We start from the raw sequence: 24,239 nt of genomic DNA on the forward strand, positions 1-24,239 counted from the left end.
GCGGCGACGAGCTGCTCGACCAGCTCATCGCGGGCGGCTTCCTGCTCTGCGGCACCCCGGAAGAGGTCTGCGAGCAGGTCGCGCAGTACCAGGAAGTCGGCTGCGACCAGCTGGTGTTCGGCCTCAGTGCGAACCTGACGCACGACGAGTACCACGAGCAGATCGAGCTGTTCGGCGAGCACGTCATCCCCGAGTTCGACAAGAACCCGGAGCACTCGACGAGCGTCTACCGCCGCAACGCGGGTGGCCCGAAGTACCCGCCGTTCAACGGCCCGGTCGACGAGAACCTCAAGCACAGCGTGCTGCCGGCCAACGCCATCCTCGGCCTGGACGGCAAGCCGCAGGGCTGACGGTCCGCAAGAACGCGGCCGACGCGCTTCGCAAGCGGTCCGCGGGCATCCGGAACTCCGGGTGTCCGCGGACCGCGGCGTTTGCGGGCGGTTGCGAGACGGCTTACGACCTGCGGTCGGGTTGCAGTCGGCTTACCCCGGGCGCGGCCCCCGGCCGCCTAGCCTGGGCGCATGGACGAGATCGGTGGGGTGGAGGTCGTCGCGTTTGCGGACGCGGTGGCGTTCGAGGGATGGCTGGCGGACCACCACGGGCGGCATGAGGGCGTGTGGGTCAAGGTCGCCAAGAAGGGGTCCGGGGTTGCGTCGGTGACCGCGGACGAGCTGGTCGACGTGGGGCTGTGCTGGGGGTGGATCTCCGGTCAGCGGCGGTCGTCGGATGCGACGTACTACTTGCAGAAGTACGTGCCGCGGCGGCCGAAGAGCCTGTGGTCGCAGGTCAACGTCGACAAGGTCGCGGCGCTCGCGGCGGCGGGGCGCATGCGGGAGCCGGGGCTCGACGAGGTGCGCAAGGCGCAGCGCGACGGGCGGTGGGCCGCGGCGTACGCGCCGCAGTCGACCGCGGCCGTGCCGGAGGAGCTGACGGCGGCGCTGGCAGGCAATCCCGAGGCCCAGCAGGCGTTCGCGGAGCTGGACAAGACCGCCAGGTACCTGGTGATGCTGCCGCTGCTGCAGGCCCGGACGGCGGAGGGACGGCAAGCGGCGGCGGAGAAGGCCGTGCGGGCGTTGGGGGTGTAGGGCCGGTCAGGCGCCGCTGTCGAGGCCGGGGACGGGGGCGCCGGACGGGAAGCCCGCGGTGACGTACCCCGCGTAGTAGGCGCGCCATTCGGGGGTGGGGCCGGCGTGCGGGCCGTCGTAGGCCTCGCCGCGGGCGGCGGCGTCCAGGGCGTCGAGGCACACGTCCCAGCCCGCGGCGTTGCGGGCGGCGGTGTTCTCCTCGGCGAGGACGTTGGTGAGGGTGAGGCGGGTGCCGCCGTCGAACGCCTCGAGGTCGAAGCGCAGTTCGTCGGGGCCCCAGGTGAAGGCCAGGTGGCGGGGGGCTTCGGCAGCCAAGACCTCACCGGTGGAGTCGGGCATGCCGGCGTCGAAGCTGAAACGGACTTCGCCGCCGGGCTTCGGGTCGATCGCCACGCGGCTCGGGAACCAGCGGGCCAGTTCGGCCGGGTCGCTGACGAACTCCCAGACCCGGCCCACCGGGTGGGGGTAGGTCCGGCGCAGTCGAACGGCTGGCTGGCCGTCATCGACGGGAAGGAAGTCCGCGTGGGAGCTCGTGGGGGTCATACGGGATCCGGTCCTTCGCCGTACGGGTGACTGGGCACGCGGCAGGCTATGCCGCGGGCCGGGCACGGGCGGGGGTGCCACGCCGCGGCGGTGGCCGAGGGGCCGGGTCGGAGCCGCCGTCCGAGTGCCCCCCACGCCACGACCACCACGCCTCGCACCACCACCGGCCCCCGCGACACGACCGCCCGCCCTCGCGACACCTCCGCTCACCGCGGCCGCACGGCCCGCGGCCCCACCACCGCCGCCCCCAGCGGAGTGACCCGCGCCCGCAGCCCCCGGTCCGCCGTCACCACCAGGCAAGCCCGCTCCGGAACTTCGTCGTGCTCGATCGTCACCAACCGCACGATCATGTCGTCGCCGCTCCCCGGTGCGCTCGTCACGCGTACGCCCGGCACTTCCGGCAGGTCGCGGGCCTTGCCCTCGACTACGAGGAGCATGTCGAGCGGTCCGCGGGTCGCCCATTCCGGAGCGCCCGTCGCCCTCGGCAGGCCCTGCTCGGCGAACGGCACGAGCGCGTCCCGCAACCGCCCCGCCGCCGCCTTGCGGTCCTTCCACCACCCGTCGGGCACCGACCCCACCACGTTCGCGCCGTCGACGATCACCAACGGCACGTACTCGTCCTCGTCGCCTTCCACCGCTGCGGACATGCCCGCTCCCTCCGACCGCCGTCAACCAGGTGGGGCCCACATCGCGGACCCCGCCTCCCCCACCCGGTCGATCGTAGGCTTCACGCGCGACGCGCCACGGGCCTGTCGCTCCCGTTCACGCTCCCCGGTGATTTCCCACCAACCACATCACCCCGACGAGCGAAACAGGTTTGCCGCATGCTCAGCGCATCGATGTCGTCTCCGGCAAGCGGTACACCCGCTCGTCCGGCTTTTCCCCGCTCCGGACCCTGCGCGGCCACCACATCCCCCGGCCCAATACCGCCGCCAGTGCGGGGACGAGGGTCAGGGACAGGACCAGCGACGAGAGGACGATGCCCAGGCCCGTCGAGAAGCCGACTTCCTGCATGGCGGTATCCGGGTTCACCGCCAGGCTCGCGAAGGAGCCGGCCAGAACCAGGCCCGCGGTCGCGATCGCGGGGGCCGTGTGCCGCAGGGCTTCGCGTACCGCGACGCGCGCGGGCACGGGCTTGGCCATCTCCTCCCGCAGGCGGTCACTGATCAGGATGTTGTAGTCGGTCCCCAGCGCCACGACGAACAGGAACAGCACCAGCGGCAAGGTGAACGCCACCCCGGGGCGCCCCGCCACGTGTTGGAACGCGAACGCCGCCGCGCCCAGCGTGGCCGTGAACCCCAACCCCACCGCGAGCATCAGCACCAGCGGCGCGAGCAGGCTGCGCAGCAGCAGGAACAGGATCACCGCGATCAGCACCGCGGCCACCGGGAACACGATCTTCAGGTCGTGGTCGACCGCTTCCGACACGTCGGCGAAGATCGCCGCCGTCCCGGTGACATGCGCCTCCGCTCCCGGAGGCGCCGCGTCGCGGAGCGCCCCGCGCAGCGGGCCGGACACCAGGTCCCGGGCTTCGTGCGTCTCCGACGGGGACACCAGGAAGACGTCGAAGCGCGCGGCACCGCGGTCGGGCGTGTAGGAGACCGCACCCACCTGTCCCACGCCCGGCACGGCGCCCACCACCGAGGCCAGCCGGTCGACCGCGCGCCCGTCGAGCGCGGCACCCCCGTCGGCCCGGACGTACGCGGTGTGCGGGTCCGACGCCCCCGCCGGCAGGGCGGAGGAGATCTCCGCCGCGGTCCGCGCCGCCCCGGTGTCCGACCGCGGCTCGCCGACGTTGTAGTTCATCCGCACGCCCGCGGCGCCCGCGGTCAGGAGACCGAGCAGGAGCAGCGCACCGAGTGCGTGGCGTGCCGGACGGGCCGCGACCCGCGTCGCCCACCGCCCGGACCAGCCGCCCTCCGCGGGCTCCTTCTTCCATGCCTTCGCCGGCCAGAACAGCCCCCGCCCGCACACCGCGAGCAGCGCCGGCATCAGCGTGAGGCTCGCCGCCAGCATGACCAGGACCGACACGGCGATCGCCGGGCCCAGCACCCGGAACTGCCCGAAGGTCGCGATCCCGAGCGTCGCGAAGGCCGCGACGATGGTCAGCGCCGCGCAGGTGACGGCCGCGCCGACCTTCCCCGCGGTGATCGCCGCCGCGGTCCGCTTGTCCTGGTCCGGGTGGTTCCGCAGATGCTCGCGGAAGCGGAACATCTGGAACAGGAAGTAGTCGACCCCGATCCCGAGCAGCACCACGCCGATCAGCGACGGCACCGACGCGTCCAATTGGATGCCGAAGAGCAGCGCCATCCCCGCCACCGCGCCCGTCGCCGCCCCGCCCACCAGGGTGACCGCGAGCAGCGGCACGATCGCCGCCGGCACGCTCCGGAACGCCAGGACGTTGAGCAGCACGATCAGCCCGAACGTCAGGATCCCCGCCACCATCGTCGCGGTCTTGTTGGCCTCGTCGGTGTCGACGGCGTCCGCGATCGGCCCGGTGAAGCCGGTGCGCAGGCCGGCCGCCCCGAACTCCCGTGCGGCGTCGTCCCGGAACTTCTTGTAGACGTCCTGCACGGCCGTATCGCCGGGACCGCCGCGCAGGTCGGCGGTCACCAGTTGGAAGCTGCCGTCGGGTGCGCCCGGGCCGACGGCCACGTGTGGTGTCTGCGATCGGTCCTTGACCAAAGGCCCGCTCGGCGACACCTCGACGCGGAGCCGCCCAAGCTGTCCGGCGATGTCCGCGAGCCGGGCGCGGTCGCGGTCCGCGAGTTCGGCGCCGTCGGTGCGCGCCACCAGCATCGTGACCGTGGTGGTGTCCGACGCCTGGCCGAAGTCGTCCTCGGCGATGCGCAGCGCGGCCGCCGAGTCGTAGGTGCTCGGCAGGAAGTCACCGGTCTGGGCGTCCGAAGCCCGCGACATCAAGCCGGGGCCGAGCACGGTCATGGCACCGCAGACGATCACCCAGAGGACGACGACTTTCCAGGCGTGGCGGGTGGAGAAGCTGGTCAGAGCACGGATCATGGTCTCTCCGCGGAGGGGGACGGGCCGGGGTTCCGGACGGGTCCCAGGCCATCACCCGGCGATCCGGGGGGGCATCGGCCGCCGGAACGGAGCCGGAAGCGGGAGCGTGGTCCCGGGTCCGGGCCGGCGGCTGGTACCTGCGGAGGACACGCGAATCGTGCCGGCGGCGGGCCGGGGCGCCGACCGGGCACGATGGAATGGAGTCCCGGAACCTTCGGAAGCGCCGGGCACGACTCGGCCGGCGGCCGGAAGGGAGCGCGGCATGGGGTTCGGCCCGGCGTCCGCGGCGTTGGCCGGCCTGGGCAGGGCGATCACCGGACGCGACCTGCCGGAAACGGACAGGGACGCGGAGACGGGCCCGCCCGCGGCGACGGCCGCGCCGCCGCGGCCCGAGGCTCCGCCGAAGCAGCCGCGGAAGCGCGGGCCCCGCCCCCGCCAGGCCGACGTCTTCATCGCCGCCGCCGTCGGCGCCGTCGACCTGCTCGGCTACACGGTCACCATGCGCTCGGACAGCGCCGCGTACACGGTGACCGGCGCCCTGCTCCTGGTTCTCGCCGCGGCGTGCCTCCTGGCCAGACGCCGCCACCCGATCGTCGTACTCGCGGCGATCCTGGCCATCGAGATCGTCGTCAACGTCGTCGTCCGCATGCCGACGCATTTCTCGCTGTCGGTGGTCGCGGCGCTCTACACCGTCGGTCTGGCGTGCCGCCCGCGGACGGTGGCTTTGGCGTCGCTGGCGGTGCTGGCCGGGCAGATGACGGCGTACGGCAACTCGGAGGACTCGTTCGTCTGGACGTTCACCGGCGACCTCACCGCGATCGCGCTGGTCGTCGGGGTCAGCGCGGGTGTGCGGCGCTGGCAGAAGCAGGTCGACGTGAACCGGCTGCTGCTCGCGGACCGCGCGGTCACCGACGAACGCCGCCGGATCGCCCGGGAGCTGCACGACATCGTCGCGCACCACATCACGACCATGCACCTCATGTCCGGCGGCGCCCGCGCGAACCTCGACCGGGACCCGGAGACGGCGCGTGCCGCGTTGATCACCCTGGAGGCGTCCGGCCGGGTCGCGCTGGCCGAGATGCGGCAGTTGCTCGGAGTACTGCGCAGTGACGACGACGGGGAGAACGCCCCGTCGGCGCCGCAGCCGGGGGTCGGCGACTTGGACCGCCTGGTCGCGGAGTCGTGCCTGGCCGGGCTGCCCACCGAGTTCGCCGCGGCGGGCGAGTGGCGCGAGCTGCCGCTGCCGGTACAGCTGGCGGTTTTCCGGATCACGCAGGAGGCGTTGACGAATGCACGCAAGCATGCCGGTCCGGGTGCGCGGGCGACGGTGCGGCTGGCGTACCGTCCGGGGCGGGTGACGGTCGAGGTGCAGGACACCGGCGGGGCGAAGCCGGACCGGCCGCCGGGCGACGCGGCGCTGCCGGGTTCCGGGCACGGGCTGCTCGGGATGCGCGAACGTGTGGCCGTGCACGGCGGGTTCGTGGACGCGGGCCCGACCCCCGACGGCGGCTTCCGGGTCGCCGCGACCATCCCCACCCGGGAGACCGCATGACCGCGGCGGCTTCGGAGCGGGCGGACGCCCGCGTGACCGTCCTCATCGCCGACGACCAGCCGCTCGTGCGCACGGGCCTGTCGCTGATCCTGCGCTCGGACCCGTCCGTCGAGGTGGTCGGCGAGGCCGCGGACGGCGCCGAGGCGGTCGACGCGGCGGCGCGGCTGCGTCCGGACGTCGTGCTCATGGACATCCGCATGCCGCTCATGGACGGGGTGCGGGCGACCGCGGAACTCGCCGCCGCGCACCCGGAATGCCGGGTCCTCGCGCTCAGCACGTTCGACATGGACGAGTACGTGGTCGCCGCGCTCCGCGCCGGTGCCTCGGGCTTCCTGCCGAAGGACGTGTCGCCGGAAGACCTGCTCGCCGCCCTGCACACCGTGAAGGCCGGGGAGTCCGTGGTGGCGCCGCGGCTGCTGACCCGGCTGATCGAAACGTACGTGCGTACGCCCGACGCGCCCCAGCCGCTGGCCTCCGGCGTGCTGTCCCGGCTGACCCCGCGCGAGGTCGAAGTACTGCGTCTGATCGCGACGGGTGCGGAGAACACCGAGATCGCGGCCGCCATGCGGATCAGCGTGTCGACGGTGAAGAACCACGTGACGAGCATCTTCGCGAAGCTCGGCATCCGGGACCGGGCGCAGGCCGTGGTCGCCGCCTACGAGTCGGGCCTCGTCCGGCCCCGCCCGGGCACGCCCTGAGCGGGGCCGGCGCGGCTGCGCCTACGGCTTCGTGCGCTGGAAGCGTTCCGCCGGGGTATCCGTCCAGGCGATCGTGAGCGTCTTGCCGTCGGCGCTCACCGAGGCTTGGCCCTTCCCGGTGTCGCCTTTGCAGGAGATGTTCACGTACGCGGACGTCGAGATGCTGCCGGAGCAGTTGAGTCCCGTCGCCTGGACCGAGATCGTCGATCCGCGCACCGTCAGGGTCGGAACTCCCCCGGTCTGATCCCGCATCGAGTAGTACCAGAGGCCTTGGAACTTGGCGTCCGGGCCGCCCGCGGGCGCGCTGGTCCGCGGCTTTGCGGTGGTCGCCGCGCGCGTGGGGGACGTGGTGGCGGGCCGGGCGCTCGTGGCGCTCGGCTGCGCGGACGGGCCGGACGCGCCGGCCGACGCGGACGGGTCGGCGGAAGGCGGCGCCGAAGTCGCGGGCAGCGTCACCGGGATGCTCGCGGAGGGTTTGCCGCCGCCTCCCCCGCCGCCGGAGCATGCGGTGCCGGCCAGCAGCAGCGCCGCCGCGACGCCGAGGGCGCGGAGCGGGCGCGGTATCGGATTCGGCACGGTCACCGCTCCGACAGGTCGGCTTCGCACTGCAACGCGTCGGACACGTTGGAGCGCTTCTGCGTCTTCTCGTCGACGACCTTGCCGTCGAGGGTGACCCGGCAGGTGATCGTCTCGTCGGGCGCTTCGGACGGCGACGTGTACACGGTCATGTGCATGAGCGTCCCGGGCGTGGTGACCTCGATGGACTTCGTCCAGCCGGACGCGACGTTCTTGGCTTCCTCGCCGTCCGAGTTCGGGTCGTCGACGACGTAGCGGACGTCGGCAGGCCCGCGGCCGACGACCTCGTAGACGACGGTGTGCTTGGCGGTGTCCCCGCCGCCGGAACAGCCGGCGACCGATCCCACGGCCGCGGCCAATCCGACCGCGGCACTCCTTTTACGCAATGTTTTTCCCCGTGTTCGTGGCGCGTGCATGACGGACGCCGGGATGTCCGGCGCCGGAAGCACGCACCCGGGGAAGGCTTCTTCCGGGGACCGCCGGTGGCCCCGCGTCGATGCCCCGGGCCCCGACCGGCGAAAGCCGCACGGCGGGGGCCCGGAGTCCGGCGATGCTAGCCGCAACCGGCAACGAAGGGACGCGAGGCGCCACTACGCGCGAATCCCCGACGGCGCGGCGTGATTCCGGAGTGATCGCGCACACGCACGGCCCGCGCCCCGCCGCCCGGGCAGCGGGGCGGCGGGGCGCGGCCGGGTCAGGCCGCGGACGCGGCGGGGCGCTTGGCCAGCGGGACCTCGCAGTTGTCCGAGAAGCCCTGCGAACTGATGCCGTTCGCGTTGTTGTTGCGGGTGGCCATGTTGACGAAGGCGATGTAGGCGGTGAGTTCGACCATCGCGGGGGCTCCGAGACGGTCGAGCAGTCCCGCGTACATGTCGTCGGTGACGGTAGGCGGCGTGTTCGTCATCGCCTCGGCGTACTCCAGGACGTCGCGCTCCAGCGACGAGAACACATCCGAGTCGCGCCACACCGGCACCTGGCTGGCCTTGGCCAGGTCCAGGTTCTGGTTGAGGGCGTGGAAGTAGCCGATGTCCAGGCACCAGCCGCAGCCGACCTGGGTGGCGACCGCCATGTGCGCGTAGGACTTGAGGCTCTCTTCGGCGTCGCCCCACTCGGCCACCTTGCCGCCGAACTCCATGCTGGACAGGGAGACTTTGGGGCTGTGGAAGGTGGCCGCGACAGGCTCGGGCACCGTGCCGAGCTGCTCGATCATGTTCTTCTCGAGGTCGGCGGGCAGGTCGGCGAGGGGAATGCGGGGGGCCATGGTGTCCTCCTGGTGGTGGCGTTTCGTTGGCATGAAGACACCGGCCGGCGGAGAAGTGTGACAGGGCTCCGGGATCACTCCCGGGAAGGTGCCGCGGGGATGACCAGCGGGGTGCCGGTCTCCGGGTCGGCGATGACCCGGCAGCGCAGCCCGAAGACGTCGCCGACCAAGTCGGCGGTGACGATGTCGGCGGGCGGGCCCTCGGCGACGATGCGGCCGTCGCGCATCGCGATCAGGTGGGTCGCGTAGCGGGCGGCCTGGTTGAGGTCGTGCAGGACGGCGACGAGGGTGCGGTCCTGCTCGCGGTGCAGGCGGGCGCACAGGTCGAGGACGTCGATCTGGTAAGCGAGGTCGAGGAACGTGGTCGGCTCGTCGAGGAGCAGCAGCGGGGTCTCCTGCGCGAGCACCATGGCGATCCACACGCGTTGCCGTTGTCCGCCGGACAGTTCGTCGACCGGCCGGTCGGCGAGGTCCCCGACGCCGGTGGCCGCCATGGACGCGGCTACGACGTTTTCGTCCTCGCGGGACCACTGCCGCAGCAGGCCTTGGTGCGGGTAGCGGCCGCGGGCGACCAGGTCGGCGACGGTGATGCCGTCGGGTGCCGTGGACGATTGCGGCAGCAGGCCGAGGATACGGGCGAGCTGCTTGGCCGGGTAGGTGGCAAGGTCGCGGCCGTCCAGGACGATGCCGCCGCGGGCCGGGGGAAGCAGCCGGGCGAGAGCACGCAGCAGGGTGGATTTCCCGCACGCGTTGGGGCCGACGACGACGGTGAAGGAGCGGTCGGGGATGGCGACGTCGAGGCCGGTGGCGATGGTGCGCCGGTCGTAGGCGAGGGTGAGGTCGCTGCCGCGCAGGCGGGCCGACGGGTGGCCGACGGCGGCTTCGGTGCGTTCTGCGGTCGTCGTCTCCACGGAATCAGATCCTTCCCGCGCGGCGTTCGGCCGCGAGCATGGCCACCAGGTACACCCCGCCGAGCAGGCCGGTCACCACGCCGACCGGGAGGGGGTGGTCGTCGAAAGCCCGTTGGGCGATCCAGTCGGACGCCGTGAGCAGCGCGGCGCCGACCGCCATGGCGGGCAGCAGGTTGGGGCCGGGCGCGCGGGTCGCACGCCGGGCCAGTTGGGGAGCGGTGAGGGCGACGAACGCGACGGGTCCGGCGGCAGCCGCGGCGAGCGCGGTGAGGACCACGGCACCGCCGATCAGCGCGAGCCGGACGCGTTCGACGCGGACGCCGAGCGCCGACGCGGTGTCGTCGCCCATCTCGAGCATCCGCAGCGCGGGCCCGCAGCCGAGCAGCAGCGCGGGAACCACGACGGCCATGGCGACGGCCAGCGGGGCCACGTTGTCCCAGCCGCGTCCGTCCAGGCTGCCGGTCTGCCACAGCACGGCGCGGGCCGCGTCGGTGAGTTGGGCGCGGGTGAGGAGGTAGCCGTTGACGCCGGTGAGGGCGGCGGTCAGGCCGATGCCGGTGAGCACGAGCCGGAATCCGTGCACGCCGCGCCGCCACGCGAGCGCGTAGACGAGCACGCCGGTGGCGATGCCGCCGGCCGCGGCCCCGGTGGCGACGGCCCCCGCGCTGCCGCCGAGGTACACGATGGCGACGAGGGCCCCGGTCGCCGAGCCGGAGGTGAAGCCGAGCAGGTCGGGGCTGCCGAGCGGGTTGCGGACCACGGCCTGGAACACCGCGCCGGCGAGGCCGAGCGCGGCGCCGACGGCGAGGGCGACGCAGGCGCGGGGCAGCCGCAGTTCGCGCACGATGAAGGTGTCCGCGGGCGAACCGTGGCCGGTCAGCGCGTCGAGGACGCGGCCGAAGCCCATGGCGTACTGGCCGCTTCCGATGCACAGCACGGCGAACGCCGCGGCCGCCGCCAGCGCCAGCAGTCCGGCGGCCACGGCGCGCGGCCGGAAGCGCACCGAGAACCGGCCGGCCCGCACGGTGCGCGCGCCGGATATCCGCACCGCGGCCGGGGCGGCGGCGGTCTTTCCGAGCGGGGCGGTCATGCCGCCACCGCCTTGACGCGGCGCAGCAGCACCAGGAACAGCGCCCCGCCGACGACCGAGCAGACGATGCCGACCTGGATCTCCGAGGGGCGCGCGGCCAAGCGGCCGAGCACGTCGGCCATCAGCAGCGCGGCGGGCGTGAGGATCGCGCAGTACGGCAGGACTTTGCGCAGGTCGGGCCCGGTCACCGCGCGCACGGCGTGCGGCATGATCAGGCCGACGAAGACGAGGGGCCCGCAGGCCGCGGTGGCCGCCCCGCACAGCAAGGTGACGGCGACGATCGCCCCGGCCCGGGTGCGGACGGGCCGGGCGCCGAGCGCGAGGGCCGCGTCGTCGCCGAGGGCGAGCGCGTTCAGCGGCCGGGCGAGCAGCAGGGCGAGGAGGAGTCCGGCGGCGATGAACGGGGCGACTTTGCGGACGGTGCCCATGTCGGCGCTCGCCAGCGTGCCGTTGCCCCAGAAACGGGCGGCGTTGAGCGCGGCGGGGTCGATCAGCATGACGGCCTGCACGTAGGAGTACAGCGCGGCGTTGAGGGCGGCGCCGGCGAGCGCGAGGCGCGCGGGCGTGGCGCTGCGGCCGCCGCCGACGGCGTAGACGAGGACCGCGACGACGGCGGCTCCGGCGAAGGCGAACCACACGTAGCCGGCGAAGACCCGGACGTCGAAGAACACCATCGCGGAGACGGCGGCCGCCGAGGCACCGGCGTTGATGCCGAGCAGGCCGGGGTCGGCGAGCGGGTTGCGGGTCACGGCCTGCATGACGGCCCCCGCGACACCGAGGGCGAGTCCGACGAGCAGTCCCAGGAGGGTGCGGGGCAGCCGCATGTCGTGCACGACGGCGTAGCCCGCGGCATTCGGGTCGGTCAGCCCTGCCCATACCTCGCCGACGCTCAGGTGCCGGGCGCCCAGCGCGAGGCTCAGCAGCACCGCTGCGGCGAGCAGGACGCCGGAGGCGGCAGTCGGGGCGGGTCTCACGCGGAACTCCGTTGCGGATCGTGCGGGGTGACGGCCTGTCGGATCACGGCCGACCCCTGGGCTGGGGAGTTAGGTTAGGTTAACCTAACCTCCCCGAGTCGGCCAGGGGTGGCCTGGGCATCGCCATGCCGAAATAACGCACATGGCACATATGCCTGCAATTGCTCACCCCTCAAATGCCGTGAACCACCCGTAAAGGAGCACGTCCATGCCGCAGTTCACCGTTCCGGATCCGACCCGGCGCAGATTCCTCGCGGCCGGTGCCGCGCTCGGCGTCGGCGCCCTGGCCGCGGCCTGCGGCAGTTCCTCCGACGACACCGGTTCCGCGGCGGCACCCGGCGGCTCGGGCGCGCCGGGCGGCGACGGGCCGTGGAGCTTCGTCGACGACCGCGGCAAGACGGTCGGCACAAAGGCGCGGCCGAAGAAGATCGTCGCGTTCGTCGGCACCGCCGCCGCGCTGCACGACTACGGCATCGAGTGCATAGGCGTGTTCGGGCCCACCAAGACCGCCGACGGCAAGCCCGACGTCCAGGCCGGCGACCTCGACATCGGCAAGCTGAAGGTGCTGGGCAACACGTGGGGCGAGTTCTCGCTGGAGAACTACGCCGCGCTGCAGCCCGATCTGCTGGTCTCGGCGACGTACGACAAGGACACCCTCTGGTACGTCCCCGACGACAGCAAGGACAAGATCCTCGCCGTCGCGCCCAGCGTCGCCCTCAACGTCTCCGGGGTGCCCCTCACCGAACCCCTGCGCCGTCACGCCGAGTTGGCCGCAGCGCTCGGCGCCGACCCGAACGCCGCCAAGACCCTCGCGGACAAGCGGCGTTTCGAAGCCGCCGCCGAAACGCTCCGCCAGGCGGCGAAGGCCGCGGGCGGCATCAAGGTCATGGCCGCCTCGGGCAGCCCCGACCTGTTCTACGTCTCCACCCCCGCCCCGTCCGCCGACCTGCGCTACTTCGCCGAACTCGGCGTCGACTTCGTGCTGCCCAAGAACGTCGACCAGCAGGGCTACTTCGAAAGCCTCAGCTGGGAAGCCGCCGGCACCTACCAGGCCGACGTGATCATCCTCGACAACCGGTCCACGGCCCTCCAGCCCCAGGACCTCGCGGGCAAGCCGACGTGGCGCGAACTCCCCGCGGTCAAGGCCGGACAGGTCGTGCCGTGGGTCAGCGAACCGCGGTACTCGTACGCGGGCTGCGCGCCCATCCTCGAACAACTCGCCGCCACCCTGCAGAAAGCGAGGAAGCTGACGTGACGCAGACCGCCGAGCCGGCCACCGGACAGCCCGAACAGCCCGCCTATCCCTTCCGGTTCTTCGACCTGCGGGTCGCGCGCTCGACCCGTGTCGGCCCGCACATGATCCGCATCGCGTTCACCGGCGACGACCTGCACCTGTTCGCGAACGGGGGCTTCGACCAGCGCGTCAAGCTCTTCCTCCCGCACCCCGGCCAGGCCACCCCCGTGGTGCCCGCCGACGCGGGCGAGAACTGGTTCGGGGCCTGGTCGGCGCTGCCGCCGGACGAGCGCGCCGTCATGCGGACGTACACGATCCGTGAATCGCGGGCGCCGGAAGAGGTCGACATCGACTTCGCGCTGCACGGCGACACCGGCCCCGCGTCGCGGTGGGCGCAGGCCGCGGGCCCTGGCGACCGGGTGACCGTGCTCGGCCCGGCCGTCGCGGACAACGCCGGAGTGGACTTCCGGCCGTCGGCCGGGACCGACTGGGTGCTGATCGCCGCGGACGAGACGGGGCTGCCCGCCGCCGAAGGCATCCTCGCCGGTCTGCCCGCGGGTCTCCCGGCGCTGGCCTGGCTGTCCGTGCCGCACCAGGACGACATGCGGCACCTGCCCACGAAAGCCGACGCGACCGTGCGGTGGTTCGTCCGGCACGACGCCGACCCGCTGCCGGGCGCCGTCGCGGCCGCGGAACTCCCGGCCGAAGGGCGGGCGTATGCGTGGATCGCCGGCGAATCCGGCATGGTCCGCGCGGTCCGCCGCAACCTGGTCGCGGTCCGCGGCATCGACCGCAAGTCGGTCGTCTTCACCGGCTACTGGCGGCGCGGCGCCACCGACGACGACCTGGTCGCCGAAGCCCTCGCCGGCGGGGACCCGCACCGCGCCGAGGACGACTGAACCCGCGCTCCCCGGCCGCCCGGCCTCCTCGGCCCCCCGACACGGGTGGCCGAGGAGCGGGCGCGGTCCCGATACTGTGGTCGCGGCCGTGCCCGTCCACGGCCGCCGTGTCCGACCGTGCCCGAGTCTGTGGGAGCGCCCGTGAACCACGATGATTCCGACAACCGTGCCGGACGGCCGTTCCGGCTGCTCGTCACGGGAGGCGGGACCGGCGGTCACACGTATCCGGCGCTGACCGCGGTGCGGACGCTGCAGGCCCGCCTCGCGGTGACCCGCCGCGCCGTCGAGGTGCTGTGGGTCGGCACCGCCGCGGGGCTGGAGGCACGGGTCGCCGCGGCCGAAGGCATCGCGTTCGCCGAGGTCGCCACCGGCAAGATCCGCCGGTCGGCCAACCCGCTGAAGATGGTGTCCCCCGCGAATGTCAAGGACATGGGCCGGGTGCCGCTCGGCGTCGCGCAGGCGCGGTCCATCGTCGCCGCGTTCCGCCCCGACGTGGTGCTGTCCACCGGCGGCTACGTCGCCGTGCCGATCGGCTTGGCCGCGAAGATGTGCCGCCGCCCGCTCGTGGTGCACGAGCAGACCGTGCGGCTCGGGCTGGCCAACCGCGTGCTGGCCCGCGGGGCTTCCTGCGTGGCGGTGTCGGCCGAGTCCACCCTCGGGCTGCTGCCCGAGGCGGCCAAGGCGACCGCCGTCGTCACCGGCAACCCGGTGCGCCCGGAAGTGCTGGCGGGGAACGCGAGCAAGGCCGTCGAGGCGCTCGGGTGGCACGGATTCGCCCGGCACCTGCCGACGGTGTACGTCACCGGCGGTGCACAGGGCGCGCAGCAGATCAACACGATCATCCGCGACAGCCTGCCGTGGCTGCTGGAGCGCGCGAACGTCGTACACCAGTGCGGCCCGAAGAACGTCGAGGCGCTCGGCACCTACGCGGCGTCGCTGCCCGCGGAGTTGGCCGCGCGCTACCACCTGACCGGCTTCGTCGGCCCCGAACTGCCCGACGTGCTGGCGCTCGCGGACGTGGTCGTGTCGCGCAGCGGCGCGGGCACCCTCGCCGAGCTGACCGCGCTGGGCAAGGCCGCCGTGTTCGTCCCGCTCGCCTCCGCGGCGGGCAACGAACAGGCCCACAACGCCCGCCACTTGGCGGACGCCGGAGCCGCGGTCGCGCTGCTCGGCGAGGTCAGCGCGCAGACCCTGCAGGAAGCCCTCGGCCCGCTGCTCTCCGACGACACCAAGCGCCGCGCCATCGCCGAGCGAGCCCGTGCGCACGGCCGCCCGGACGCCGCCGAACGCCTGGTCGACGCGCTCCTGAAGGCGGCGTCGAAGGGCTGACGCCGCGCGGCGGATTGCTCAGAACGTCGCCAGGACCAGTGCCACGGAGCCGGCCAGCCACGCCGACGTGAGAATCACCGGCGCGGTGCGGCCGAGCTCGGGGAAGATCGCGCGCAGCCGCCGGAACGCCGCGTCCACGAACGCGGCTTCCAGCAGGACGACCACGAGGCTCCCGGCCGCCCACACGGTGCGCGCGATCGGCGACGTCCCGCCCGTCCACCAGTTCGCGCCGAAGAAGTAGCCGACCCACCCCATCGCGCAGGTCCACGGCCAGGTGAACGCGACGACGACGGTACCGGCGTCTTCGGCCAAGCCGGCGTCCACACCGCAGAGTTCGAGCCAGGCCGCGCCCACGGCCAGGGCGAGGAACGCTGCGAACAGCCGGGCTTCCCACCCGCGTCGGCGGCATTGGGTGTCGTGCACGTGCCGGACGGCGGTGACGAGGGACATGGCGGCTCCGGAGCCGGAGTTCCGGGGCGGCCCACCCCGCCCCCGAGTGGCAGGAATTTAACGCACCCTGGCATTTCTGCCGCTGGTGGGGCCGTCTCGCGGTCCGGACACTCGCTCCATGGGTTCCGCGAAGGAGACAACGACGGCCGGGCGGCGCACGGGGCTGACCGCGCTCCAAGGCACGGCGATGTACATCGGCGCGGTTCTGGGCACCGGCGTGATCGCCCTGCCCGCGCTCGCCGCGGACGCCGCGGGGCCCGCTTCGCTGCTGGCGTGGCTCGCGCTCGTGGTGCTGTCCGCGCCGCTGGCCGCGACGTTCGCCGCGCTGGGCGCTCGGCATCCGGACGCGGGCGGGGTGTCTACGTACGCCCGGCTGGCGTTCGGCGACCGCGTCGCGGGCGTCGTCGGCTGGTGCTTCTACCTGGCGATCCCGGCCGGGGCCAGCGCCGCCGCGCTGTTCGCCGGGGCGTACGTCGAAGCGGCCGTCGGCGGCGGCCGGACCACCGAAACGGCCACCGCGGCGGGCCTCATGGCGATCGTCACCGCGTCGAACGCGCTCGGCATCACGGTCGCCGGACGCCTCCAATTCGCGCTGGCCGGACTGCTGGTCGTGCTCCTGCTCGCCTCGGTCGCGCTGTCGCTGCCGCACGCGCACACCGCGAACCTGCACCCGTTCGCCCCGCACGGCTGGACGGCGATCGGCCCCGCGGCCGCGCTGCTCGTGTGGAGCTTCGCGGGCTGGGAGGCGATCACCCACCTCGCGGGCGAATTCCGTTCCCCGGCCCGGGACATCCCACGCGCCACCGCCGCCGCGGTACTCGTCGTCGGCGTGATGTACCTGGCGGTCGCGTTCGCCGTCATCGCGGTGCTCGGCCCGGCGGCCGCGGACGCCGACGCGCCGCTCGGCGCCCTCATGGCACGCGGCATGGGCGGCCATGCCAAGCTGCTGGCCGCGATGGTGGCCGTGCTGCTGACCCTCGGCGCGATGAACGCGTACTACGCGGGCGCCGCCAAGCTCGGTGCCGCGCTCGGCCGCGACGGGGCGTTCCCGGCCTGGCTCGGCCGCGGCAGCCTGGCCGGCGAAGTACCGCGCCGCAGCCTCGCGACCGTGTCCGCGCTCGCGGTGGCCGCCCTGGGCGTGGTGACGGCGGCGCGGCTCGGCGTGCGGCCGCTGGTGCTGATGACCACCGGTTCGTTCGTCACGGTCTACGCGGTGGGCGTGGCGGCCGCGGTCCGGTTGCTCCCGAAGCACGGCAGGCACCGTGTGGCGGTGTGGGGCGCGGTGGTGGCCGTGGCGATCATGCTCGCGATGTCCGGCCGGTATCTGCTGTGGCCCGCGGCGGTCACCGGCGCCGCGCTGGTCTACCTCAAGTTCCGTGCCGGGCGGCCGGATCGCGGTGCCGGGACACCGGTGCCCGCGGCGGCCGCGCCTCCGGTGGCCGCCGCGGCGGTCGGCGACGGGCCGGTGGAGCCGACCGCCCGGGGCATCTGACTTGCCCGATCGCCGCAATGTCGTCAAGTCGCTTGTCGGTCAATCCAATTGCCGGGTCGCAGGGCTTGAGGAAGGAGCGTGCGCCCCTGGTAGCCTGCCGAGGCTTCCCGACGCGATGGAGATGTTTCCCATGAGGCTGCTCCCGTTGTTCCTCCGACGGCCGATCGAGACGGTGTACGAGCGTCGGTTGTCGGCGACGATGGTCGGTCTCCCCCGGCCGCAGCACGTGGGGATCATGCTCGACGGCAACCGGCGTTGGGCCCGGCAGGCGGGGCATTCCGACGTGCGGGAGGGGTACCGCGCGGGCGGCGCCAAGGTGGCCGAATTCCTCGGCTGGTGCACGGCCGACGGGATCGCGCACGTGACCCTGTACATGCTGTCCGACGACAACCTCGACCGCCCCGCCGAGGAACTCGAGCCGCTGATCGAGATCATCGAGGAGACCGTCCGGGACATCTCGGCCGAAGGCCGCCCCTGGGAGGTGCAGGTCATCGGGTCGCTCGACATGCTGCCCGGCGACACCGCGCGGGTACTCAAGGAAGCGGCCGCGGCCACGGTCGGGCGTCCGGGGCTCAAGGTGGACGTCGCGGTCGGCTACGGCGGGCGGCGGGAAATCGTCGACGCGGTGAAGAGCGCGTTCGAGACCCACATGGCGACCGGCGGCGACCCGGCCGACCTGGTCGAGCGGTTCGCGGTGGAGGACATCTCCCGGCACCTGTACTCGCCGACGGCGGCACACGTCGACTTCGTCATCCGCACGTCGGGCGAGCAGCGGCTGTCGGGCTTCCTGCTGTGGCAGTCCGCGTACGCCGAGATGTACTGGGTGGACTGCTACTGGCCGGCGTTCCGGCACGTGGACTTCCTGCGCGCGCTGCGCTCGTACGCCAACCGGGAACGCCGGTTCGGCAAGTAGTCGGCAAGGGCGGCGGCAGAGCGGTCGCCGCGGTCGGTCGGCCGTCCCGACACACCCGCGGACCCGCCATGGACGACCCGCCAAGAAGGTCACCGACGAGTACAACTCGTCCGCGCTGACCATCCCGTGCAGCTCGGGCGTCTCCTGGGACAACGACACTCCGACGCTCACGGTGCCGGTCCCGTAGCGGGCACGGTCACTCCAGCGGGTCCCCCTCCCCCGGGTCCGGGCGTTTCGCGCGCAGGACCGCAGGGAGGACGACCCACCAGCCGAGGAACCACACCGCGGCGAGCCCGGTGAGCAGGCCCGCCGTCACCGCGCCGACCGCGACCCGCAGAAGCAGCAGCAGAGCGCAGCCGATCGTGCAGGCCAGGAGCCCGACGCCGAGCGGCACGAGCCGATAGCCCACGCGGACCAGCATCGGTTTGACGTGGTGGCCCGCCACCGCACGGTGCAGCGAGACGACGGACACCAGGACGGCCATGGACGCGGCGCCGAGCACGACCGCGCCCACGTACAGCGCCACGTCGAAGTCGCTCAGCGTGCCGAAGCGGGGCGTGAAGACCACGCTCGGCAGGAAGCCGAAGAGCACCTGCGCACCCGTCTGCACGACGCGCACTTCCTGGAGCAGATCGGTCCACCGCCGGTCGGCGCGCTCGTCGGCGCTCTCCCGGCGGCCGACGCGGACCTTGTCCGGCTCGGCCCGGCGGCCCGCGGCGCCGCGCGCGTCGTCGTCGCCGCGCGGTGCTGACGTGTCGGACACGGCGCCTCCCGAGGGTGCTGAGAGACCCGGCTCCCGGTCCGGCCCGGTTTCAGCCGCGCCCGGCCGGGCAGCGGGGGCGCATGAACGAGGTGAATGAACGGGCCGCGGCCGGGTAACCGCGGGGTCGCCCGGTGCCCGCGGCACCGGCGCCGCCATCGCCCGCGATCGACGCGCCGTCGAGGAGTCCAGGAGGAGCGCCATGACGATTCCCGCACCGCCGGAGCCGGACACCCATCCGCCGGGGCCGCCGGTCCCCGACCCCGGGCCGCTGCCCGACCCCTGGCCGGGCCCGCTGACCCCCGATCCGTTCACCCCCGAACCGCCGCTCCCCGGGCCCGGGCCCGGACCCGACCCGTCGCCCGAACCGGGCCCGCCGGAGCCCGATCCCGAGCCGGAGCCCGGCCCCGAGCGGAAGCCGGAGCCCAAGCCGGCACCCCCGCCGCCGTAGACCCGGTCACCCCGCGCGTCGGGATCCGGCCGGAAGCCGTCCGAGTCCGGCTCCGCCGCGGTCAGGTCGAGACCGGCCGCCGCGGCGGAGTCCCGGCCGGCCTCGGGTGCCGGCCCCGGGGACCGGCACCCGAGGCCGGGCCTGCGCCTGTGTCCGTGTCCGTGCCCGTGTCTGTGACTGTGCCGGTGTCAGGGCTGCCGGCCGATGAAGGCCAGTAGCCGCGTCTGCACGTCGGCGTCGGCCGGGACCGCCACCTTGGGCCCGTATTGCCCGCTGCCACGGAGCACCTCGTCGATGGGCTCCATGCCGGTCAGCAACTGGCGGCACTTCTCCGGGTCGAGCACCTCGTCCTGGCCGGTCGCCCGGGACAGGTCCCAGGTGTGCATGAAGACGTCGGCGGTGTAGAACTGGTCGACCGCGGTGTCGAGCGGGATGTCGCCGATGTGCGGGTTGGACAGTGTCTTTCCCGCGGTCGCCGGGTCGTCGAGCAAGGCCTGCACGGCCTCGCTGTGCACCGTCCACGCGCCTACCGGGTCGTCGTCCACCGACGGGCCCTTGGGCAGCGCGATCCCGGCGCCGGACTTCAGGAACTCCGGGAACCACTCGACCAGGTGACGTACGACGTCGCGGGCGACCCAGCCTTCGCACGGCGCCGGGGCGTCCCAGCCCCCCTCCGGCACGGCGCGCACGCGCTCGGTGAACACGCCTGCGATACGCCGGTGTTCGGCGGCAGCGGGGGTGCCGCGGAGGAGTTCGTCGAGGCGTTCGTGGCCGTCCCGGACACCGCCTTCCATGCCGCTCGCCAGCATGCCGTCGCGCGCTTCGAACGAACTCATGAGCGAGGTGGTGGTGACCAGGGTCCGACCGCCGAGGTCCTCGAAGACCATCGTCTCCAGGCTCACCTCGTCGGGCGAGCCTTCGTAGGTGAACGTCTGCACGATCCGCTCCGCCGGGCGAACGTCGTGGAACACGCCGTGGAAGGCGAACTCGGTGCCGTCGTCGGCGCGGTGGACGTAGCGGTACGAGCCGCCCCGGCGCGCGTCGTACGCGTCGATCCGCATGGTCAGCCGCCGCGGCCCGAGCCACTGGATCAGCAGGTCGGGGTCGGTGTAGGCGCGGAACACCCGTTCGGGCGCCGCGGCGAACTCGCGGCTGATCACGATGGTGGGCAGCGCGGGGTCGGCCGCGATCCGGGTGTCGTCGTTCTGGCGGGTGTCGGTGCCGGTCATGATGCCGCTTCCTCCGTCCGGGACGCGCCGGCCGGCCGCGCCGCCTGGTCGCCGACGGGGGCGTCGAGCGGGTCGCCGCGTTCGTCGTCGAGCGATTCCAGGACGGCGTCGAGGCGGCGGAACCGGTCCTCGGCCTCGCGCCGGTAGCGTTCGATCCATTTGGTCATCAGGTCGAAGACGTCCGCTTCGAGGTGCACCGGCCGCCGCTGGGCGTCCTTGCGGCGGCTCACCAGCCCGGCGTCCTCGAGGACCTTGAGGTGCTTCGAGACCGCCTGCACGCTCACGGCGTAGGGCTCCGCGAGCTCCCCGACCGTGGCGTCCCCGCCGTCGGCCAGGCGGGCGACGATGTCGCGCCGGGTCGGGTCCGCCAGCGCGGCGAACACACGGGAGAGCCGGTCGTCGGACACCGCAGCCACCTCACATTTTCAACCTTGGGGTTGAATACCACCCTAGGCCGGTGCGCGAGCATGGTCAACCGGACGATTGAATACGCAGGTCAGCGCGCCATGTGGGCGTGCCGTCGGCGCGTGGCCGGTCAGCCCTTGCCTTCCTTCCGGTCGTCGTCGACGATCTCGGCGTCGACCACGTCGTCGTCCTCGGCGGTCTGGCCGCCGGCATCTCCGGCGCCTCCGCCACCGGGTGCGGATGCCGCGTCACCCGGTTGGGCGTGCGCGTACATTTCCGTGCCGATGCGCTGAGCGACGGCCGCGGCCTTCTCCGCGGCCGTGCGGACGACCTCGGTGTCGTCGCCGCCCAGCGCCGTCTTGAGTTCGGCGATCGCCGCCTCCGTCTCGGTGCGCGTGGCGGCCGGGATCCGATCGCCCTCGTCGCGGATCAACCGCTCGGTGCTGTAGACGAGTTGCTCGGCCTGGTTGCGGGTTTCGGCGTCCTCGCGCCGACGCAGGTCCTCGGCGGCGTGGGCGTCGGCGTCCCGGACCATGCGGTCGATGTCGTCCTTCGACAGCGAGGAACCGCCGGTCACGGTCATCGACTGCTCCTTGCCGGTGCCGAGGTCCTTCGCGGCGACGTGCACGATGCCGTTCGCGTCGATGTCGAACGTCACTTCGATCTGCGGGACGCCGCGCGGCGCGGGCGGCAGACCGGTCAGCTCGAACATGCCCAGGCGCTTGTTGTAGGACGCGATGTCCCGTTCGCCCTGGAAGACCTGGATCTGCACGGACGGCTGGTTGTCGTCGGCCGTCGTGAAGACCTCGGAGCGCTTCGTCGGGATCGTCGTGTTCCGCTCGATCAGCTTCGTCATGATGCCGCCCTTGGTCTCGATACCGAGGGACAGCGGGGTGACGTCGAGCAGCAGGACGTCCTTGACCTCGCCCTTGAGCACACCGGCCTGCAGTGCCGCGCCGATCGCGACGACCTCGTCCGGATTCACGCCCTTGTGCGGGTCCTTGCCGGTCAGCTCGCGCACCAGTTCGGTCACGGCCGGCATGCGGGTCGAACCACCCACCAGGATCACGTGGTCGATGTCGGAGACGGAGATCCCGGCGTCCTTGAGCGCGTTGTGGAACGGCTGCTTGCAGCGTTCCAGCAGGTCGGCGGTGAGCTGCTGGAACTGCGCGCGGGTCAGCTTCTCGTCCAGGTGCAGCGGACCCTCGGCCGAGGCCGTGATGTACGGCAGGTTGATGGTCGTCTCGGACGCCGACGACAGCTCGATCTTCGCCTTCTCGGCCGCCTCGCGGAGCCGCTGGGTGGCCATCTTGTCCTTGGACAGGTCGATGCCGTAGCCGTTCTTGAACTGCGCGACGAGGTGGTCGACGACCCGCTGGTCCCAGTCGTCGCCGCCGAGGTGCGTGTCGCCGTTGGTCGACTTCACCTCGACCACGCCTTCGCCGATCTCCAGCAGGGAGACGTCGAAGGTGCCGCCGCCGAGGTCGAAGACCAGGATCGTCTGGTCGTTCTCCTTGTCGAGGCCGTACGCGAGCGCCGCCGCGGTCGGCTCGTTGACGATCCGCAGCACGTTCAGGCCCGCGATCTCCCCGGCTTCCTTGGTCGCCTGGCGCTGCGCGTCGTTGAAATACGCCGGGACGGTGACCACCGCGTCGGTGACCTTCTCCCCCAGGTACGCCTCCGCGTCCCGCTTGAGCTTCTGCAGCACGCGCGCGGAGATCTCCTGCGCGGTGTACCGCTTGCCGTCGATGTCGCCGGTCTCGGGGAAATGCCAGGCGGCGTCCCCCATGTGCCGTTTCACCGACCGCGCGGTGCGGTCGACGTTGGTCACGGCCTGGCGCTTGGCGACCTCGCCGACGAGGACTTCGCCGCCTTTCGCGAAGCCGACCACCGAGGGGGTCGTCCTGGCCCCTTCGGCGTTGGCGATGACCGCCGGCTCACCGCCTTCGAGCACGCCCACCACGGAGTTCGTCGTCCCGAGATCGATCCCCACCGCACGTGTCATGGCGGTTCCTCCTCGCCCGCGTCGGGTAGGCCGGGTCTCCCGGACCCAACTCCCGTCCTAAGCCGGGAACGGGCCGATGTCAAAAGGGCCGGTGTCAAAAAGGGGGCCTCACCGCAGGACCGCGAGATCCCCGTCCGCGTCCACGCCGACATCGCAGCCGAAGGGTCGGCTGACCCGGGACAGGGTGGTGGCGAGCCACTCCGCGTCGTCGCGGCCGGCGTGCTGCAGGCGCATGCGCCGGGCCTGCATGGGGACCATGCGCAGGTCGAGGAGGTCGCCGTCGTCCGGGCGGACCGTAGCGAGGTAGAGAAGCCGCAGGTCGTCGCGGTAGTACTCGTAGCCGCTGATGCCTTCGTAGTCGTCGACGCAGTCGCCGCAGCCGTACAGGATCAGCTTGCCGTGGTAGACCTGCACGGCGCGGGGGTGGTGCGACGAGTGCCCGTGGACGACGTCGACGCCGCCGTCGATCAGCCGGCAGGCGAAGGCGGTCATCGCACGGTCGACGTCGTAGCCCCAATTGCCGCCCCAGTGGACCGACACGACCACGACGTCCCCCGGCTCCGCGACCCGCGCGACCCGTTCCAGCACGTGATCGGCCGACTCCTCCGAGGCATCGGCCAGGAAATCCACGCCCGCGGTGTTCTCGGCCGCGGCCCAGTCGACCGGCACACCGCTCGAGGGCATCCCGAACGCGGCCACGACCACGCGTGCACCCGCGGCGCTACGGAGCACCGCGGGCTGCGCGGCTTCGCCCGCGTCCCGCCCGGCCCCGACCGTGCGCAGGCCCGCGCCGTGCAGCACGTCCAAGGTCTCCAGCAGTCCGGCACGGCCGAAGTCCAGCACGTGGTTGTTGGCGAGCACACAGACATCGGGACGGACGGCGGCCAGGGTCGGCAGGTTGCCGGGGTTCATCCGATAGTGCACGGCCTTGTACGGAGCGAAGTCGCCTTCCGAGGTCACACTCGTCTCGAGATTCACGATCCGCACGTCAGGCCGCGCGTCGTCCAGCAGGGCCAGGGCCTCTCCCCACGGCCACGTGTACTCCACCGGCCGCGGAATGGGCCCGTTGACGGCTTCGGCCGAGCGCACGTACCCCCGCGCATCGCCGACGAACTCCTCGCGCAGGTGCGGATCCCCGGGATGCGGCAGCACTTGGTCGACACCGCGGCCGAGCATGACGTCGCCGCAGAGGAACAGGGAGACGGGGGTGGAGGCCATGTATCCAGGGTTCCACTCCGCGTGCAGAAGCGGCGTGGCCGCAGGTGGGCCGCCGCGTGGGCGCGGCACACACCGCACACCGACGCCGGCCGGGGCCGCCGGTTTCAAGCTATAGCCGACCGGGGGCCTTGCGGCAAGACCCC

General features: G+C 73.0%; 24 protein-coding genes and 1 pseudogene. 10 read left to right on the forward strand and 15 right to left on the reverse strand.

Features of this window, described 5'->3' with window-relative positions:
- Positions 1 to 350 (forward strand): annotated as a pseudogene (locus ABEA93_RS30730) (hypothetical protein); the annotation flags it as partial.
- 171 nt (positions 351 to 521) lie between these two features.
- Positions 522 to 1,085 carry a YdeI/OmpD-associated family protein gene (locus tag ABEA93_RS30735; protein ID WP_345679122.1) on the forward strand — a complete coding sequence of 188 codons (564 nt, stop codon included), beginning with the start codon at positions 522 to 524 and terminating at the stop codon, positions 1,083 to 1,085.
- Positions 1,086 to 1,091: 6 nt separating this feature from the next.
- Here the strand turns inward: ABEA93_RS30735 and ABEA93_RS30740 are convergent, their stop codons facing one another.
- The 3 genes from ABEA93_RS30740 to ABEA93_RS30750 all read right to left on the reverse strand — a co-directional run bounded on the left by ABEA93_RS30740 (position 1,092) and on the right by ABEA93_RS30750 (position 4,649).
- Entirely contained in the window at positions 1,092 to 1,628 is a 537-nt protein-coding gene (locus ABEA93_RS30740) for an SRPBCC family protein (protein ID WP_345679123.1), read from the reverse strand.
- A gap of 206 nt (positions 1,629 to 1,834) precedes the next feature.
- Positions 1,835 to 2,275 (reverse strand): PIN domain-containing protein, encoded by a 441-nt coding sequence (locus ABEA93_RS30745; RefSeq protein ID WP_345679124.1) that lies wholly within the window; start codon positions 2,273 to 2,275, stop codon positions 1,835 to 1,837.
- Between the two features lie 181 nt (positions 2,276 to 2,456).
- On the reverse strand, positions 2,457 to 4,649 hold the full coding sequence (locus tag ABEA93_RS30750; RefSeq protein WP_345679125.1) for an MMPL family transporter: 2,193 nt from the start codon (positions 4,647 to 4,649) through the stop codon (positions 2,457 to 2,459).
- Between the two features lie 262 nt (positions 4,650 to 4,911).
- Here ABEA93_RS30750 and ABEA93_RS30755 point away from each other — a divergent pair, with 262 nt between their 5' ends.
- Both ABEA93_RS30755 and ABEA93_RS30760 read left to right on the forward strand, forming a co-directional pair.
- Entirely contained in the window at positions 4,912 to 6,201 is a 1,290-nt protein-coding gene (locus ABEA93_RS30755; protein ID WP_345679126.1) for a sensor histidine kinase, read from the forward strand.
- Positions 6,198 to 6,899: a response regulator gene (locus tag ABEA93_RS30760; RefSeq protein WP_345679127.1), complete on the forward strand. Its 702-nt coding sequence runs from the start codon at positions 6,198 to 6,200 to the stop codon at positions 6,897 to 6,899. Before ABEA93_RS30755 ends, ABEA93_RS30760 begins: the two co-directional genes overlap by 4 nt.
- 21 nt (positions 6,900 to 6,920) lie before the next feature.
- On the opposite strand, the gene ABEA93_RS30765 is transcribed toward ABEA93_RS30760, so the two are convergent.
- From ABEA93_RS30765 to ABEA93_RS30790, 6 genes are all read right to left on the reverse strand, one after another.
- Positions 6,921 to 7,475, reverse strand: coding sequence for a hypothetical protein (locus tag ABEA93_RS30765; protein ID WP_345679128.1), 555 nt, complete (start codon positions 7,473 to 7,475; stop codon positions 6,921 to 6,923).
- A gap of 2 nt (positions 7,476 to 7,477) precedes the next feature.
- Complete coding sequence (locus ABEA93_RS30770) at positions 7,478 to 7,834, reverse strand: MmpS family transport accessory protein (protein ID WP_345679129.1); 357 nt, start codon at positions 7,832 to 7,834, stop codon at positions 7,478 to 7,480.
- Positions 7,835 to 8,169: 335 nt separating this feature from the next.
- Entirely contained in the window at positions 8,170 to 8,736 is a 567-nt protein-coding gene (locus ABEA93_RS30775; protein ID WP_345679130.1) for a carboxymuconolactone decarboxylase family protein, read from the reverse strand.
- Positions 8,737 to 8,810: 74 nt separating this feature from the next.
- Positions 8,811 to 9,647: an ABC transporter ATP-binding protein gene (locus ABEA93_RS30780; protein ID WP_345679131.1), complete on the reverse strand. Its 837-nt coding sequence runs from the start codon at positions 9,645 to 9,647 to the stop codon at positions 8,811 to 8,813.
- Between the two features lie 4 nt (positions 9,648 to 9,651).
- A complete protein-coding gene (locus tag ABEA93_RS30785; RefSeq protein WP_345679132.1) occupies positions 9,652 to 10,737 on the reverse strand; it encodes a FecCD family ABC transporter permease in 1,086 nt (361 codons plus the stop codon).
- Positions 10,734 to 11,711: a FecCD family ABC transporter permease gene (locus ABEA93_RS30790; protein WP_345679133.1), complete on the reverse strand. Its 978-nt coding sequence runs from the start codon at positions 11,709 to 11,711 to the stop codon at positions 10,734 to 10,736. The genes ABEA93_RS30785 and ABEA93_RS30790 overlap by 4 nt, the downstream gene beginning before the upstream one ends.
- Before the next feature lie 208 nt (positions 11,712 to 11,919).
- Between ABEA93_RS30790 and ABEA93_RS30795 the strand changes: the two genes are divergently transcribed.
- The 3 genes from ABEA93_RS30795 (at position 11,920) to ABEA93_RS30805 (ending at position 15,173) form a co-directional block, all read left to right on the forward strand.
- Complete coding sequence (locus tag ABEA93_RS30795) at positions 11,920 to 12,966, forward strand: ABC transporter substrate-binding protein (RefSeq protein WP_345679134.1); 1,047 nt, start codon at positions 11,920 to 11,922, stop codon at positions 12,964 to 12,966.
- Positions 12,963 to 13,844, forward strand: coding sequence for a siderophore-interacting protein (locus ABEA93_RS30800; protein ID WP_345679135.1), 882 nt, complete (start codon positions 12,963 to 12,965; stop codon positions 13,842 to 13,844). Before ABEA93_RS30795 ends, ABEA93_RS30800 begins: the two co-directional genes overlap by 4 nt.
- Before the next feature lie 141 nt (positions 13,845 to 13,985).
- Positions 13,986 to 15,173: a UDP-N-acetylglucosamine--N-acetylmuramyl-(pentapeptide) pyrophosphoryl-undecaprenol N-acetylglucosamine transferase gene (locus tag ABEA93_RS30805; protein ID WP_345679136.1), complete on the forward strand. Its 1,188-nt coding sequence runs from the start codon at positions 13,986 to 13,988 to the stop codon at positions 15,171 to 15,173.
- An 18-nt stretch (positions 15,174 to 15,191) separates the two neighbouring features.
- Here the strand turns inward: ABEA93_RS30805 and ABEA93_RS30810 are convergent, their stop codons facing one another.
- The gene (locus ABEA93_RS30810; RefSeq protein ID WP_345679137.1) at positions 15,192 to 15,623 is read right to left on the reverse strand and encodes a hypothetical protein; all 432 of its coding nucleotides are present in this window, start codon (positions 15,621 to 15,623) and stop codon (positions 15,192 to 15,194) included.
- A 118-nt stretch (positions 15,624 to 15,741) separates the two neighbouring features.
- Between ABEA93_RS30810 and ABEA93_RS30815 the strand changes: the two genes are divergently transcribed.
- A complete protein-coding gene (locus ABEA93_RS30815) occupies positions 15,742 to 17,115 on the forward strand; it encodes an APC family permease (RefSeq protein WP_345679138.1) in 1,374 nt (457 codons plus the stop codon).
- 130 nt (positions 17,116 to 17,245) lie between these two features.
- A complete protein-coding gene (locus tag ABEA93_RS30820; protein WP_345679139.1) occupies positions 17,246 to 18,028 on the forward strand; it encodes an isoprenyl transferase in 783 nt (260 codons plus the stop codon).
- Between the two features lie 196 nt (positions 18,029 to 18,224).
- On the opposite strand, the gene ABEA93_RS30825 is transcribed toward ABEA93_RS30820, so the two are convergent.
- On the reverse strand, positions 18,225 to 18,791 hold the full coding sequence (locus ABEA93_RS30825; RefSeq protein WP_345679140.1) for a DUF6328 family protein: 567 nt from the start codon (positions 18,789 to 18,791) through the stop codon (positions 18,225 to 18,227).
- A 199-nt stretch (positions 18,792 to 18,990) separates the two neighbouring features.
- On the opposite strand from ABEA93_RS30825, the gene ABEA93_RS30830 reads away from it, so the two are divergent.
- Positions 18,991 to 19,239 carry a hypothetical protein gene (locus tag ABEA93_RS30830; RefSeq protein WP_345679141.1) on the forward strand — a complete coding sequence of 83 codons (249 nt, stop codon included), beginning with the start codon at positions 18,991 to 18,993 and terminating at the stop codon, positions 19,237 to 19,239.
- A 188-nt stretch (positions 19,240 to 19,427) separates the two neighbouring features.
- On the opposite strand, the gene ABEA93_RS30835 is transcribed toward ABEA93_RS30830, so the two are convergent.
- From ABEA93_RS30835 to ABEA93_RS30850, 4 genes are all read right to left on the reverse strand, one after another.
- Complete coding sequence (locus tag ABEA93_RS30835; RefSeq protein WP_345679142.1) at positions 19,428 to 20,468, reverse strand: TIGR03086 family metal-binding protein; 1,041 nt, start codon at positions 20,466 to 20,468, stop codon at positions 19,428 to 19,430.
- Positions 20,465 to 20,875, reverse strand: coding sequence for an ArsR/SmtB family transcription factor (locus ABEA93_RS30840; protein WP_345679143.1), 411 nt, complete (start codon positions 20,873 to 20,875; stop codon positions 20,465 to 20,467). Before ABEA93_RS30840 ends, ABEA93_RS30835 begins: the two co-directional genes overlap by 4 nt.
- Before the next feature lie 128 nt (positions 20,876 to 21,003).
- Positions 21,004 to 22,878 (reverse strand): molecular chaperone DnaK, encoded by a 1,875-nt coding sequence (gene dnaK, locus ABEA93_RS30845; protein ID WP_345679144.1) that lies wholly within the window; start codon positions 22,876 to 22,878, stop codon positions 21,004 to 21,006.
- Between the two features lie 108 nt (positions 22,879 to 22,986).
- A complete protein-coding gene (locus ABEA93_RS30850; RefSeq protein WP_345679145.1) occupies positions 22,987 to 24,096 on the reverse strand; it encodes a CapA family protein in 1,110 nt (369 codons plus the stop codon).
- Positions 24,097 to 24,239 lie beyond the last annotated feature (143 nt).

Origin of the sequence: Yinghuangia aomiensis (assembly GCF_039542225.1) — a bacterium.
Lineage (GTDB): Bacteria > Actinomycetota > Actinomycetes > Streptomycetales > Streptomycetaceae > Yinghuangia > Yinghuangia aomiensis.